Below are 13,766 nucleotides of genomic sequence, written 5' to 3'. Positions count from 1 at the left end.
ACGCTCCAGGGAGCCGCCCATGCCGTCGCCGCCCGGTCACGCCGCCCGACTCGCCCTTGTCGTACTGCTGTTCACCTTCGTCCTGACCCCGGTGGCCGGTGCCGAGGCCCGGACGCCGACGCCCGCGAGTACCGCGTCGTGGACGGCGCAGCCTGCGGTGAGCGGTTCCGGTACGGGCGGCGGCAGACCGTACTTCTATCTGGAGGGCCCGCCCGGAACCGTCCTCCAGGACCGGCTCTCCGTCACCAACCCCGGTACGGCCCCGGTCACCGTACGGCTGCGCGGGGCGGACGCGTACAACGCGGCGGACGGCGGCTTCGCGGTACGCGAGGGCAAGGGCTCCACCGGGACCGGAGCCTGGCTGCGGACCGCCGCCGCAGAGGTGACCGTGCCGGCCCGGACCCGCGCCGAGGTGCCGTTCTCCCTCACGGTGCCGACGGGCGCGACACCCGGCGACCACCCCGGCGCCATCGTCGTGCGGAGCGGCGACCGCTCGGTCGGTGTGCACATCCAGCTACGCGTCGGCGGGCCGACGTTGGGCGCGCTCACCGTGGAGGACGTCACCGTGTCCGGGCGGACCATCCACTACACGCTGGTCAACCGCGGCAACACGGTCCTGGCCCCGCGGATCACCGTCGGCGCCGACGGGGCGTTCGGGCGGCGGCTGCTGCGGCGCGAGGCCCGCGCACTGCCGGTGGAGCTGCTGCCCGGACAGCGCGTCAGGCTCGGCGAACCATGGCGGGACGCCCCGGCGCTCGACTCGGTGACCGTACGGCTGCGCGTCACGGCGGCCGGCGGCGCGCACGGCGAGGCGACGGCCCGCGCGGTCTTCGTCCCGTGGGGTGCGGTGACCGGCGGCGCGCTGCTGCTCCTGGCCGCCGTCATCGCGTACGTCTGCCGGCGCCGGCGCGCACGCTTCCGAACACCGGACGGCGGCGACAGCAGCCCGCCCGGACGGTCCCCGACAGGTCAACAGCATTCCGAGAGCAGGTACGTGGTGAAGGCGGGAGCGGAATCGTGACTGGACAGGCCGGACCGGCAACACTCCGCGGCGGCAGCCACCGGCGGGCCGCCGCGTCGCTGCTCGCCGCGTTGCTCGGTGCACTGCTGCCCGCCCTGCTGATGCTCTTGGCGACCGGCGCCGACGCGGCGGGGGCGGCAGCCGCGGACGCCAAGCCCGTGGTCACCCTCTCCAAGCAGCAGGCGGGCAAGGGCAGCGAGATCACCGTCAAGGGCAGCGGCTGGCGCCCCAACACGCTCCTGATGATGCTGATCTGCGGACAGTCCACCCCGGACCGCGGGGTGATCGGCGGCACCAACTCCTGCGCCAACGCCGAGGGCCGTGCCGTCACGACGGGCGCCAAGGGCGACTTCGGCAAGAAGATGCCGGTCGCCGAGCCGCCCGCACCCTGCCCCTGCGTGGTGCATGTCGCCACCGTCACCGGGGAACAGGCCACCGCCGACGCCGTGTTCGTCGTCGCCGGCCACCCGGTCGCCGCGCTGCCGAAGGAGACCGGGGGCGGCAGGCTCGCGGTGCTGGCCACCACCCGGCTGGAGGGCGACAGCACAATCCTCACCTGGTTCGGCGCCCCGCCCTCCCGGCAACTGGTCTTCACCGTGGGAAACCTGGGGTCCGCTCCCGTCAAGGACCCGGTCTTCCAGGTCGGCACCGCGCACGGCGTCCTCGCACCGCAGTGGGAGGAACGGCAGTGGCGCGGCACCGTCGAGTCCGGCCGCAAGGCGCAGATCAAGCTGCCGGTCGAACTGGGTGCGGGCGCCCACGGCGACTACCAGGTCTCGCTGAAGTACGGCAGCAAGGTGCTGGCCGAGCAGCCGTGGGGGGTCGGCCGCCCCTGGGGCGTCACCCTCTTCTGGATCCTGCTGTGCGTCGTCGTGCCGGCCGCCGTGTTCCGGATCGGCATGGCGATCGTCGACCGGGTACGGCCCCGCACCTCGCGCACCCCGGCCCGCACCAGGCGCGACCGCCACCCGCAGCCGGCCGGGGCGACGGCCCGGCTCCCGAAACTGCGCCGCGCACCGGGGCCCGCCGGGAGCCCCGCGGCCGCGCCCCCGCCCAGCACCACGGCCGCCCTGCCGTGGTTCACACCGGATTCCGCACCGTCAGAGAACAGACCGACGACGAAGGGACATTCGTGAGTACGCAACGGAGGACGGTCGCGGCGGGAGTCGCGATGATGCTCGGCGGTGCAGGCCTGCTGCTGGCCACGAGTCCGGCCCAGGCCGCCGACACCTCGTACAAGACGGAGTGCATACCCCCGGCCGTCTCCGGACTGCCGCCCGTGGAGGGCACCACCGTGGTGCAGTTGACCGCGCCCGCCGAGGCCAAGGTCGGGGACACCGTCGAGGTGGTGTGGAAGACGGTCGAGGCCGCTTCCAAGAACCCCGACATGCTCGATCTGGACAAGGACACGGTCAAGCCGACCGGCACCATCAAGGTGGGCGGCGCGGCCACGGGCACCCTGCAGATGGAAGGGCCGCGGCAGAACCCGCCGATCCCGAAGAACAGCGCCATGGTGCTGCCCGACATGAAGGGCACGCTGAAGCTGGAGAAGGCCGGTGAGATCACGCTGACGCCGGACGCGTACAACATCAACGTCTCCAAGCCGATCTCCACGGACACCAAGTGCAGCCCGAAGGAGACGGTGAAGACCGGCGCGACCATCAAGGTCACGGACGGCGGCGGAGCCACGACCGGGGGCGGTACGACCTCCGGCTCCACGGCCGGGGGTACGACCTCCGGCTCCACCACCTCCGGATCCACGACCGCGGGCGGCACGACCTCCGGCTCCGGCGGCGGCCGGACCGACTTCCCCGGGAAGGAGGTCGCCGTCCACTTCACCTGTACGTCCCCGGGACCGGCCGACATATCCTCCAAGGTGACGATCAACGCCAAGAAGAGCGGTGGGAGTTACGCGCTCACGGTCAAGACGGCCAAGGGCGTGATGGACAGCCCGGCCGCGCTGCCCGCCGGTGCGCTCAAGCCGTCCATGGACGTCGTCATCGCAGGCGCCGACAAGGGTTCGGTGAAGGTCACCGGACCCGCCAACGCCGAACCGCTGGAGCAGGGCAAGCCCGTCGACCTCTCCGACATGACCGGCACCTACAAGCCGGGCGCGTCCGGGAAGTCCACGCTGAGCCCCGGCACCCTGACGATCGATGTCACCCTGGGCGCCTCGAAGATCAACATCCCGTGCAAGGTCAAGGGCTCGGTGACCCCGTCGCTGGAACTCGACACCACCGCCCAGCAGGGCGGCGCCTCCGGCTCCACGACCTCGGGCTCCACGGGCACCGCCGGCTCCTCCGCCGGCGGCACGGACTCCGGCGGCGGACTGGCCGCGACCGGGGCCGAGGGCACCGGCACCCTGCACGCACTCGGCCTGGTCGCGGGCACGGCGATCCTGCTGGGCGGCGCCGTGTTCACCTTCACCCCGTGGCGCAGGCTGCGCGGCACCAGGTGAGCTGAGCGCCGTACGGGCGCATGCGAAGGGCCGGGCGCATGCGAAGGGCCGGGCGCACGGGAAGGGCCGGATGTACGCGAAGGGCCGGACGCACACGAACGGCCGGACGTACGTGAACGGCTCGACGTACGCGAAGGGCCGCCGCACACCAAGGACTCGGTGTGCGGCGGCCCTTCGCGCAGCCGGGGCGGGTGCGTCAGCGCACGCTGCCCATGAGCTTCTTGACCTTGCCGCGGTACATGAAGACCGCGATACCTGCGGCAACGGCGAGGATGGCCTCAAGTGTGACCACGCCGGTGCCGTTGAGCTCCACACCCGCGGTGGAGAGCAGACCCGTGATGCAGTCACCGGCAGTGACGGCCAGGAACCAGACACCCATCATCTGGCTGGCGTACTTGGCCGGAGCCATCTTCGTGGTGACGGAGAGCCCCACCGGGGAGAGCGTCAGCTCGGCGATCGTCTGGACGAAGTAGATCGCGACCACCCACATCGCGGCGGCCTTGTGGCCGTCGGTCGCGATCGTCAGCGGCATCAGGAAGAGGAAGAACGACGCACCGACCAGCACCAGGCCGGAGCTGAACTTCACGATCGTGCTGGGCTCCTTGCCGCGGCGGTTCAGCGCCAGCCAGAAAGCGGCGAAGAGCGGGGCCAGCGCCATGATCAGGACCGGGTTGACCGACTGGTACCAGGAGACCGGGAAGTTCCAGCCGAAGACACTGTTGTCGGCCGAGGAGTCGGCGAAGATCGCGACCGTGGAACCGCCCTGGTCGTAGATCATCCAGAAGACGGCGGCGGCGACGAAGAACCAGATGTAGCCGGACATCTTCGACTGCTCGGTGGCGCTGAGCTCCTTGTCGCGCTTGATGCGCGTCAGGACGACGACCGGAATGACCAGGCCCGCGATGGTGATGGGGACCAGGAGCCAGTTGAGCGTGTAGACGCCGGTGGTGACCGTGACGATGTAGAAGACGGCCGCGACGGCCAGCCAGATCAGGCCCTTGCGCAGCGTGCTCGCCCGCTCGGCGGCGGACAGCGGCTTCGGGACGACGAGGCTGCGCTCGTTCAGGTGGCGGGTGCCCATCAGGAACTGGGCGAGGCCCAGCCCCATGCCGACCGCGGCGAGCGCGAAGCCCAGGTGCCAGTTGACGCTCTCACCGACAGTACCGATGACCAGCGGCGCCGCGAAGGCACCCATGTTGATGCCCATGTAGAAGACCGTGAAGCCACCGTCGCGGCGCGGGTCGTCCGGGCCGTCGTAGAGGTGGCCGACCATCGTCGAGATGTTGGACTTCAGCAGACCGGAGCCGATGGCCACCAGTCCGAGACCGGCGAAGAAGGTGCCCTGTGAGGGCAGTGCCAGCGTCAGGTGGCCGATCATGATGACCGTACCGGCGACGGCGACGGTCTTGCGGGGACCCCAGACACGGTCGCCGAACCAGCCGCCGGGCATGGCGAGCAGGTAGACCAGCGACACGTAGACCGAGTAGATCGCCGTGGCCGTGGCCGGGTTCATGTGAAGCCCGTTGGGCGCGATCAAGTAGAGGGGGAGCAGGGCCCTCATGCCGTAGTAACTGAAGCGCTCCCACATCTCGGTCATGAAGAGAGTGGCCAGGCCGCGGGGGTGGCCGAAGAAGGTCTTCTCGGATCCAGAAGTACTGGCCGGGTCCTTCGTCAGGCTGGACGCCATGGTCGATCCTTGCTCGCTCGGGACGCGACGCCTTGTGAGCGTGACGCGCCCGGTGGGGGGAGGCCGGCACCGGCACGGCCACGTCCCACCCCCACGCCTGACAGGGGATTCGTCCCGACCGCCGGGCTCATTCAGGAGCCGGCCGAGGAGACGGGAAGTGACCGCATCGGGATCCACGCCCGGTGCGCATCTCACGCTCCGAGCCCGGCCACAGGTCATTCACTTGATTCACGACTGGTGGGAACCAGCCGGCAGAACAAAAGAGACCCTCGGCGCTAAAAGCTGCCCAAGGGTCCTTGAGTAGTGCAACAGGCGTCGAGCAACCATACGACATGACAGTGCCGGATATGGAAGGACTTGAGACATGGATCACAGGTAAGCGTGGAACCAAACTCCCATATTCGAAGGTGTCTCTCCGTTTTCCCTGCGAAGCCGCAGGGCTTTTGGATCAATCCACTTCAGCCGCCCCGCGCGGACTACCATCACTCCATGACCCGTGTACTGCTCGCAGAGGACGACGCATCCATCTCGGAGCCGCTGGCCCGCGCCCTGCGTCGGGAGGGTTACGAGGTCGAGGTCCGCGAAGACGGTCCGACCGCTCTCGACGCCGGCCTTCAGGGCGGAGTCGACCTGGTCGTACTCGACCTGGGCCTGCCCGGGATGGACGGCCTCGAAGTCGCCCGCAGGCTCCGTGCCGATGGCCAGACCGTGCCGATCCTGGTGCTGACCGCCCGCGCCGACGAGGTGGACACCGTCGTCGGCCTCGACGCGGGCGCCGACGACTACGTCACCAAACCCTTCCGCCTGGCCGAACTGCTCGCCCGCGTCCGGGCCCTGCTGCGCCGCGGCGCCACCGAGCCCGTTCCGCAGCCCGCCACCCACGGCGTCAGGATCGACGTCGAGTCGCACCGGGCCTGGATGGGCGACGAGGAACTCCAGCTCACCGCCAAGGAGTTCGACCTGCTACGGGTCCTGGTCCGCGACGCGGGCCGGGTCGTCACCCGCGACCAGTTGATGCGCGAGGTCTGGGACACCACCTGGTGGTCCTCCACCAAGACCCTCGACATGCACATCTCCTGGCTCCGCAAGAAGCTCGGCGACGACGCGGCCAACCCCCGCTACATCGCGACCGTACGGGGCGTCGGCTTCCGCTTCGAGAAGAGCTGACGTACAGAAGCACTCATGCGCCGCAGACTGATCAACTCCACGCTCGCCGTGGTGCTCGTGGTGATCGCCGTCTTCGGCGTCTCCCTCGTCATCGTCGAGAGCCGCACCATCAGCAACAGCGCCAAGGAGAGCGTCGACTCCGAGGCGCTGCGGCTGATCAGCGTCGTCGACAGCCGGCTCCTGGGGGACGAGCGGATCAACCCCGCTCTGCTGTCCGAGCAGGTCTCCGGCAAGCGCTACGCACGCGTCGAGATCCCCGGACGGACCCCCCTCGAAATCGGCGAACGCCCCACCGGCAGCGTGATCAGAAGCACGGCCGAGGGGGAGCAGGGCGAGCGGGTCACCGTCGAGGAGTCCAGCTCCTCCGTCACCCGTGAGGTCGGCCGCACCCTGCTGATCATCGGCGCGGTGGCGCTGCTGGCCATCATTTCCGCCGTGCTCCTGGCCGTACGCCAGGCCAACAGGCTCACCTCGCCGCTGACGGACCTGGCCGAGACCGCCGAACGCCTGGGTTCCGGCGACCCGCGCCCGCGCCACAAGCGGTACGGAGTGCCCGAGCTGGACCGGGTCGCCGACGTCCTGGACTCCTCCGCCGAACGGATCGCCCGGATGCTGACCGCGGAGCGCCGGCTGGCCGCCGACGCCTCGCACCAGCTCCGGACGCCGCTGACCGCGCTCTCCATGCGGATCGAGGAGATCTCGGTCACCAACGACCCGGACACGGTGAAGGAGGAGGCGAACATCGCCCTCACCCAGGTCGAGCGGCTCACCGACGTGGTGGAGCGGCTGCTGACCAACGCCCGCGATCCGCGTACCGGCTCCGCCGTCGCCTTCGACCTCGACGAGGTCGTCAAGCAGCAGATCGAGGAGTGGCGCCCGGCCTACCGGGGCGAGGGCCGCGCCATCGTCCGCTCCGGAAAGCAGGGACTGCGGGCCGTCGGTACGCCCGGCGCGGTCGCCCAGGTGCTGGCCGCACTGATCGAGAATTCGCTGATGCACGGCGGCGGTACGGTCGCCCTGCGCACCCGGGTCACCGGAAACCAGGCGGTCGTCGAGGTCACGGACGAGGGCCCGGGCGTGCCCCCCGACCTCGGCGCCCGGATCTTCGAGCGGACGATCAGCGGCCGCAACTCCACCGGTATCGGTCTCGCGGTGGCCAGGGACCTTGCGGAGGCGGACGGCGGCCGTCTCGAACTGCTCCAGCAGCAGCCGCCGGTCTTCGCCCTGTTCCTCAGCCGGGTGGCCCTGCGGCGACAGGAACCGGAACGCCCGGTGCGGTGAGCGGCGGTGGCGCCGTACCGGATCCGCTCCGGGCGCCGTACGGGATCCGCTAGCGGCGCACCGAATCCGCCTCGGCCCGCGGCACCTGCTCCGTACGCCCCTGCTTCAGGAACCCCTCCGCGCTCAGCACGGTCTCCTTCGCGGGCAGCGCCTTGAACACCCAGGTCCGGTAGGACCAGAAGCGGAACAGCGTCGCGATGCCGATCCCGAGGATCTTGAAGACATTGCTCTGGACCGGGCTGTTCCACCCGAACCCGTACGTCGCCGCGTACAGCACACCGGTCTCGATGACCGCACCCGCCGCGCTGAACAGCAGGAACAGCGTCAGCTCCCGGGTCCGCCCGGACTTGTCACGGTCCCGGTACGTCCAGTAGCGGAAGCCGACGTAGTTGAAGAGGATGGCGACGAGCGTGGCCAGCAGACCCGCCCGCACCACCTGGAGGTCCGTGGTGCGCCACAGGAGGTTGGACACGGCGATATTGACGACCAGGCCGAGTGCGCCGACCGCGCCGAACTTGGCGACCTCCCGGGCCAGCAGATCCAGCCGGGTCCGCAGTGCGCCGCGTTCGCTCATGGTGATCGCTCAGCCTGTCTGTCGGTTACATGGACCCGTCATGCTATCCAGCCCGTCCGGGGCGTGCCTGTGAGCCGGTCGACAGGTGTGGCGATGCTGTGACGTGGCCGCCCCGCGGGGGTGTCCTGGAGGGCGTCGTCGGGCGACCGCCGGGGCGCCCGATACCCTGGAGGAGTGACGTTCCCGGTAGTCGGCATGGTCGGCGGCGGTCAGCTCGCCCGTATGACCCACGAGGCGGGCATCCCCCTCGGCATCAAGTTCAAGCTCCTCAGTGACACCCCCCAGGACTCGGCGGCCCAGGTGGTGAACGAAGTCGTCATCGGCGACTATCGCGACCTGGACACCCTGCGCGCCTTCGCGCGCGGCTGTGACGTGATCACCTTCGATCACGAGCACGTACCGACCGAACACCTGCGGGCCCTGGAGGCGGACGGCATACCCGTGCGCCCGGGACCCGACGCGCTGGTGCACGCCCAGGACAAGGGGGTGATGCGCGCGAAGCTCACCGAGATCGGCGCGCCCTGCCCCCGCCACCGCATCGTGCGGGACCCGGCGGACGTCGCGGCCTTCGCGGCGGAGGGCGGGGGCTTCCCCGTCGTCCTCAAGACGGTCCGCGGCGGCTACGACGGCAAGGGCGTGTGGGTGGTCCGCTCCGAGGCGGACGCGGCCGACCCCTTCCGGGCCGGTGTCCCGGTCCTCGCCGAGGAGAAGGTCGACTTCGTACGGGAGCTGGCGGCCGACATCGTCCGCTCGCCGCACGGCCAGGCCGTCGCCTACCCGGTCGTCGAGTCGATCCAGGTCGACGGCGTATGCGACACGGTGATCGCCCCGGCCCCGGAGCTGGACGAGCGACTCGCGGGCGAGGCCCAGCAGCTCGCCCTGCGCATCGCCGCCGAACTCGGCGTCGTCGGCCACCTCGCCGTCGAACTCTTCGAGACCCGTGGACCCGACGGGGAGCCCGGCATCCTGATCAATGAGCTGGCCATGCGCCCGCACAACTCCGGGCACTGGACCCAGGACGGCGCGATCACCTCGCAGTTCGCCAACCACGTCCGGGCCGTGCTCGACCTGCCGCTCGGCGACCCGCGCCCGCGCGCCACCTGGACGGTCATGTCCAACGTCCTCGGCGGCGACTACCCGGACATGTATCAGGCGTACCTGCACTGCATGGCCCGCGACCCGCAGCTCAAGATCCACATGTACGGCAAGGACGTGAAGCCGGGCCGCAAGGTCGGACACGTCAACACCTACGGCGACGACCTGGCGGATGTGCGTGAGCGCGCCCGGCACGCGGCCGACTACCTGCGAGGAACGATCACCGAATGACTTCCCCCGCCACCGCCGCGCCCCTCGTCGGCATCGTCATGGGCTCGGACTCCGACTGGCCCGTCATGGAAGCGGCGGCCAAGGTCCTCGACGAGTTCGAGATCCCCTACGAGGTCGACGTCGTCTCCGCCCACCGCATGCCGCGCGAGATGATCGCGTACGGCGAGCAGGCGGCGGACCGTGGTCTCAAGGCGATCGTCGCGGGCGCGGGCGGCGCCGCCCATCTGCCCGGCATGCTCGCCTCCGTCACCCCGCTGCCGGTCATCGGCGTGCCGGTCCCGCTGAAGTACCTGGACGGCATGGACAGCCTGCTCTCCATCGTGCAGATGCCCGCCGGTGTCCCCGTCGCGACCGTCTCGGTCGGCGGCGCACGCAACGCGGGCCTGCTCGCCGCCCGCATCCTCGCGACGCACGACAGCGAGCTGCTGGCCCGGATGCAGGAGTTCCTGCAGGAGCTGAACGACCAGGCGACGGAGAAGGGCAAGCGACTGCGCGCCAAGGTCGAGGGCGCCGACTCCTTCGGCTTCGGGAAGTAGGCCCCGATGGACAAGGCGGAGCAGCTGGAGCGGGCCGCGGAGCTCCTCGCCGAATACCCCGTCGTCGACGGTCACAACGACCTGCCGTGGGCGCTGCGCGTCCAGGCCGGCTACGACCTGGACGCCCGCGACATCGCCACCGACCAGTCCGCCCACCTGCACACCGACATCCCGCGGCTGCGCGCGGGCGGTGTCGGCGCCCAGTTCTGGTCGGTCTACGTACCGTCCGACATGGCGGGCGCCGAGGCCGTCAGCGCCACCCTCGAACAGATCGACGTGGTCGCCGAGCTGATCGGCCGCTACCCCGCCGACCTGCGGCGCGCCCTGACCGCCGACGACATGGAGGCGGCGCGCGCGGAGGGCCGTATCGCCTCCCTGATGGGCGCCGAGGGCGGCCACTCCATCAACAACTCGCTGGGCACCCTGCGCGCCCTGCACACCCTCGGCGTCCGCTACATGACGCTCACCCACAACGACAACATCGCGTGGGCCGACTCGGCGACGGACGAGCCGGGCGTCGGCGGCCTGTCGCCCTTCGGCCACGAGGTCGTACGGGAGATGAACCGCACCGGCATGCTGGTCGACCTCTCCCACGTGGCAGCCACCACGATGCGCGACGCGCTCGACACCTCCACGGCGCCGGTGATCTTCTCGCACTCCTCGTCGCGCGCGATCTGCGACCACCCGCGCAACATCCCCGACGACGTCCTCGGCCGGCTCCCGGCCAACGGCGGCATCGCCATGGCGACCTTCGTACCGAAGTTCGTCCTCCCGGCGGCCGTCGCCTGGACGCAGGCCGCGGACGAGAACATGCGCGCCCACGGCCTGCACCACCTCGACACCACCCCGCAGGCCATGAAGATCCACGCCGCCTTCGAGGCGGCCAACCCGCGCCCGATGGCCACCGTGGCGACGATCGCCGACCACCTCGACCACATGCGCGAGGTCGCCGGGATCGACCACATCGGCATCGGCGGCGACTACGACGGCACCGCCTTCCTCCCGGAGGGCCTCAGGGACGTCGCGGGCTACCCGAACCTGATCGCGGAGCTCCTCGGCCGCGGCTGGTCCGGCGCCGACCTCGCCAAGCTCACCTGGCGGAACGCGGTACGGGTGCTGCGCGACGCCGAGGACGTCGCACGCGAGCTGAGCACCCGCCGGGCCCCGTCGCACGCCACGATCGGGCGACTGGACACTCTGGCCGGCTGAGCCGGAGCTGTCGCGTGTGTGGGGCGCCCCCAGGGGTGCCCCACACGTCTTTTAACACGCACACAGGCAGAACGGGTGCCCGGCGGGATCCGCGTACACCCGGAACGTCCGCTCCCGGTCGTCCGCGTCCAGCACGGTCGCACCCAGCGCGAGCACCTCCTTCTCCGCCGCGTCCAGATCCGGCACGGTCAGATCCAGATGGACCTGCTGCGATCCGTCCGCACTCGGCCACCGCGGCGGTACGAAACCGGGCGCGGCCTGGAACGCGAGGAGCGTGCCCGCGACCCCGGTCAGCTCCAACCAGTCCTCCCCTCCTGGCACGATCTCTCCGCCGAGCAGCCCGGCGTAGAAACCGGCGAGTGCGGCCGGGTCGGGGCAGTCCAGAACGACGGCACCCAGGGTGGCGACAGCCATGACAATTCCTCCTCCGGACGGATGGTTACCCCTACGCGGCTTCAGCAGGTAACCGTTACTGCATACTCCCCCACTGGAGGTAACGTCGCAACCATGAATGGGAAGGAATCCGCGCCCGGTGGACTCGCCCTGATCGAGGCCCTGGTCAACACGCTGGACATCGAGACCGGCGCGGACACCCTCGACACGGCGGACGGGTGCGCCGTCTTCGGCCTCGCCGAGCCGGACGTCCCTCAGGCCCGGGTCCTGCGCGAGGCGCTCCGTACCGCCTGCCTCGCGCACGCCGGCCACCGCCCGCCGGACGGTCCCGCGGCGCCCCCGCTCGACCGGCTCCTCGCCGGAGCGCCCCTGCGCGTCACCGTGGACGCGGCGGGCGTCGCCGCACTGCGGCCCGTCGCCGAACCGGCCGGGCTGACCGCCCGCGTCGCGGTGGCCATCGCCGCGGCGGCGGCCGACGGAACCTGGGCCCGGCTCAAGGCGTGCGAGGCCGAGGACTGCCAATGGGCGTACTACGACCGCAGCCCGGCGGGGCGCCGCCGCTGGTGCTCCATGTCGGTGTGCGGGGCCCGCGCCAAGATGCGCACCTACCGCGCGAAGCGCGGCTGAAGGTGCGAACGGCGGGGTGCTGTCAGGCCTTCGGCCGTCCCATGGCCCGGTACGTCCAGCCGGCCCCGCGCCACAGCTCGCTGTCGAGCGCGTTGCGGCCGTCCAGGATGATCCGGCGGGAAGCGACCTCGCCGAGCGCCGCCGGGTCCAGCTCGCGGAACTCCCGCCACTCCGTCAGGTGCAGCACCACGTCCGCGCCGCGCACCGCGTCCAGCGCCGAATCGGCGTAACCGAGCGTGGGGAAGAGCCGTCGGGCGTTGGCCATGCCCTTCGGGTCGAAGACGGTGACCTGGCCGCCCTGCAGATGTATCTGCCCGGCCACGTTCAGCGCGGGCGAGTCCCGTACGTCGTCCGAGTCCGGCTTGAACGTGGCGCCCAGGACCGCCACCCGCTTGCCGAGGAACGAATCGCCGCCCACCGCCTCCCGGGCCAGCTCCACCATGTGGCCGCGGCGCCGCATGTTGATGGAGTCGACCTCGCGGAGGAAGGTCAGGGCCTGGTCCGCGCCCAGCTCACCGGCGCGCGCCATGAAGGCCCGGATGTCCTTGGGCAGACAGCCGCCGCCGAAGCCGATGCCGGCCCGCAGGAACTTGGACCCGATCCGCTCGTCGTGCCCGATCGCCTCGGCCAGCTTCTTCACATCGCCGTCGGCGGCCTCGCAGACCTCCGCCATGGCGTTGATGAACGAGATCTTCGTGGCCAGGAAGGAGTTGGCCGCGGTCTTCACCAGCTCGGCGGTCGGGAAGTCCGTCACCACGAACGGCGACCCCTCGGCGACCGGCACCGCGTACACCTCGCGCAGCAGCTTCTCGGCCCGCTCGCTCGCCACCCCGACGACGATCCGGTCCGGGTGCAGGGTGTCCTTGACGGCGAAGCCCTCGCGCAGGAACTCCGGGTTCCAGGCCAGCTCCGCGTCCGCGCCCGCCGGTGCCAGCTCCGTCAGCCGCGCCGCGAGCCGGGCCGCCGAACCGACCGGCACGGTCGACTTCCCGACGACCAGGGCGGGCCGGGTCAGATGCGGCGCCAGCGACTCGAAGGCGGCATCGACGTAACTCATGTCACAGGCGTACTCACCGTGCTTCTGCGGAGTGTTCACGCAGACGAAGTGGACGTCGCCGAAGGCCGCCACCTCTTCCGGGGAGGTGGTGAACCGCAGCCGTCCCGTGGACCCCTCGATGCCCTCGACGTGCTTGCGCAGCAGCTCCTCCAGGCCCGGCTCGTACATCGGGACCCTGCCACTGCTCAGCATCTCGATCTTCTCGGGCACGACATCGAGGCCGAGCACTTCGAAGCCCAGTTCCGCCATGGCCGCGGCGTGGGTGGCGCCGAGGTAGCCGGTGCCGATCACAGTGATCCTGAGGGCCATGTAGTGCTCCTGAGAGATGCGGACAGACGTGCGGTGAACGAGCATAGTCGTGCCCCCGAAGGCCCGGTTTCCGGCTGCCTGAGCACCTTCTCCCACCCCTGTCGCCAAGCTCACGCGCGCA

13 protein-coding genes are annotated in these 13,766 nt (G+C 70.8%); 9 read left to right on the top strand and 4 right to left on the bottom strand.

Going from position 1 to position 13,766, the window contains the following annotated elements:
- Positions 1–19 precede the first annotated feature (19 nt).
- Genes OG306_RS14490 through OG306_RS14480 form a run of 3 tightly spaced genes read left to right on the top strand, consistent with a single transcriptional unit; the run spans position 20 to position 3,479 of the window.
- On the top strand, positions 20–1,021 hold the full coding sequence (locus OG306_RS14490) for a hypothetical protein (RefSeq protein WP_327259159.1): 1,002 nt from the start codon (positions 20–22) through the stop codon (positions 1,019–1,021).
- Positions 1,018–2,157, top strand: coding sequence for a hypothetical protein (locus OG306_RS14485; RefSeq protein ID WP_371665359.1), 1,140 nt, complete (start codon positions 1,018–1,020; stop codon positions 2,155–2,157). Before OG306_RS14490 ends, OG306_RS14485 begins: the two co-directional genes overlap by 4 nt.
- Positions 2,158–2,195: 38 nt before the next feature.
- Positions 2,196–3,479: a hypothetical protein gene (locus OG306_RS14480; RefSeq protein ID WP_371666239.1), complete on the top strand. Its 1,284-nt coding sequence runs from the start codon at positions 2,196–2,198 to the stop codon at positions 3,477–3,479.
- 196 nt (positions 3,480–3,675) lie between these two features.
- Here the strand turns inward: OG306_RS14480 and OG306_RS14475 are convergent, their stop codons facing one another.
- Positions 3,676–5,166 carry an oligopeptide:H+ symporter gene (locus OG306_RS14475; protein ID WP_266746589.1) on the bottom strand — a complete coding sequence of 497 codons (1,491 nt, stop codon included), beginning with the start codon at positions 5,164–5,166 and terminating at the stop codon, positions 3,676–3,678.
- 489 nt (positions 5,167–5,655) lie between these two features.
- On the opposite strand from OG306_RS14475, the gene OG306_RS14470 reads away from it, so the two are divergent.
- The gene (locus tag OG306_RS14470; RefSeq protein WP_266746588.1) at positions 5,656–6,333 is read left to right on the top strand and encodes a response regulator transcription factor; all 678 of its coding nucleotides are present in this window, start codon (positions 5,656–5,658) and stop codon (positions 6,331–6,333) included.
- Positions 6,334–6,348: 15 nt separating this feature from the next.
- Complete coding sequence (locus OG306_RS14465; RefSeq protein WP_266746587.1) at positions 6,349–7,614, top strand: ATP-binding protein; 1,266 nt, start codon at positions 6,349–6,351, stop codon at positions 7,612–7,614.
- A gap of 49 nt (positions 7,615–7,663) precedes the next feature.
- On the opposite strand, the gene OG306_RS14460 is transcribed toward OG306_RS14465, so the two are convergent.
- Complete coding sequence (locus OG306_RS14460) at positions 7,664–8,188, bottom strand: GtrA family protein (RefSeq protein WP_266746586.1); 525 nt, start codon at positions 8,186–8,188, stop codon at positions 7,664–7,666.
- A 174-nt stretch (positions 8,189–8,362) separates the two neighbouring features.
- Here OG306_RS14460 and OG306_RS14455 point away from each other — a divergent pair, with 174 nt between their 5' ends.
- Genes OG306_RS14455 through OG306_RS14445 form a run of 3 tightly spaced genes read left to right on the top strand, consistent with a single transcriptional unit; the run spans position 8,363 to position 11,259 of the window.
- Positions 8,363–9,514 carry a 5-(carboxyamino)imidazole ribonucleotide synthase gene (locus OG306_RS14455; RefSeq protein WP_371665358.1) on the top strand — a complete coding sequence of 384 codons (1,152 nt, stop codon included), beginning with the start codon at positions 8,363–8,365 and terminating at the stop codon, positions 9,512–9,514.
- Positions 9,511–10,050 (top strand): 5-(carboxyamino)imidazole ribonucleotide mutase, encoded by a 540-nt coding sequence (purE, locus tag OG306_RS14450; RefSeq protein ID WP_266746584.1) that lies wholly within the window; start codon positions 9,511–9,513, stop codon positions 10,048–10,050. The genes OG306_RS14455 and purE overlap by 4 nt, the downstream gene beginning before the upstream one ends.
- Positions 10,051–10,056: 6 nt before the next feature.
- Positions 10,057–11,259, top strand: coding sequence for a dipeptidase (locus OG306_RS14445; protein ID WP_266746583.1), 1,203 nt, complete (start codon positions 10,057–10,059; stop codon positions 11,257–11,259).
- A 51-nt stretch (positions 11,260–11,310) separates the two neighbouring features.
- On the opposite strand, the gene OG306_RS14440 is transcribed toward OG306_RS14445, so the two are convergent.
- Complete coding sequence (locus OG306_RS14440; protein WP_266746582.1) at positions 11,311–11,673, bottom strand: VOC family protein; 363 nt, start codon at positions 11,671–11,673, stop codon at positions 11,311–11,313.
- Between the two features lie 93 nt (positions 11,674–11,766).
- On the opposite strand from OG306_RS14440, the gene OG306_RS14435 reads away from it, so the two are divergent.
- Positions 11,767–12,279: a CGNR zinc finger domain-containing protein gene (locus OG306_RS14435; protein ID WP_266746581.1), complete on the top strand. Its 513-nt coding sequence runs from the start codon at positions 11,767–11,769 to the stop codon at positions 12,277–12,279.
- Positions 12,280–12,301: 22 nt separating this feature from the next.
- Here OG306_RS14435 and OG306_RS14430 read toward each other — a convergent pair whose 3' ends face one another.
- Complete coding sequence (locus tag OG306_RS14430; RefSeq protein ID WP_266746580.1) at positions 12,302–13,645, bottom strand: UDP-glucose dehydrogenase family protein; 1,344 nt, start codon at positions 13,643–13,645, stop codon at positions 12,302–12,304.
- Positions 13,646–13,766: the final 121 nt, after the last annotated feature.

This window comes from Streptomyces sp. NBC_01241, assembly GCF_041435435.1.
Taxonomy (GTDB): domain Bacteria; phylum Actinomycetota; class Actinomycetes; order Streptomycetales; family Streptomycetaceae; genus Streptomyces.
The sequence above is the reverse complement of the archived record's forward strand: the minus strand, read 5'-3'. Positions and strand labels throughout refer to the sequence as shown.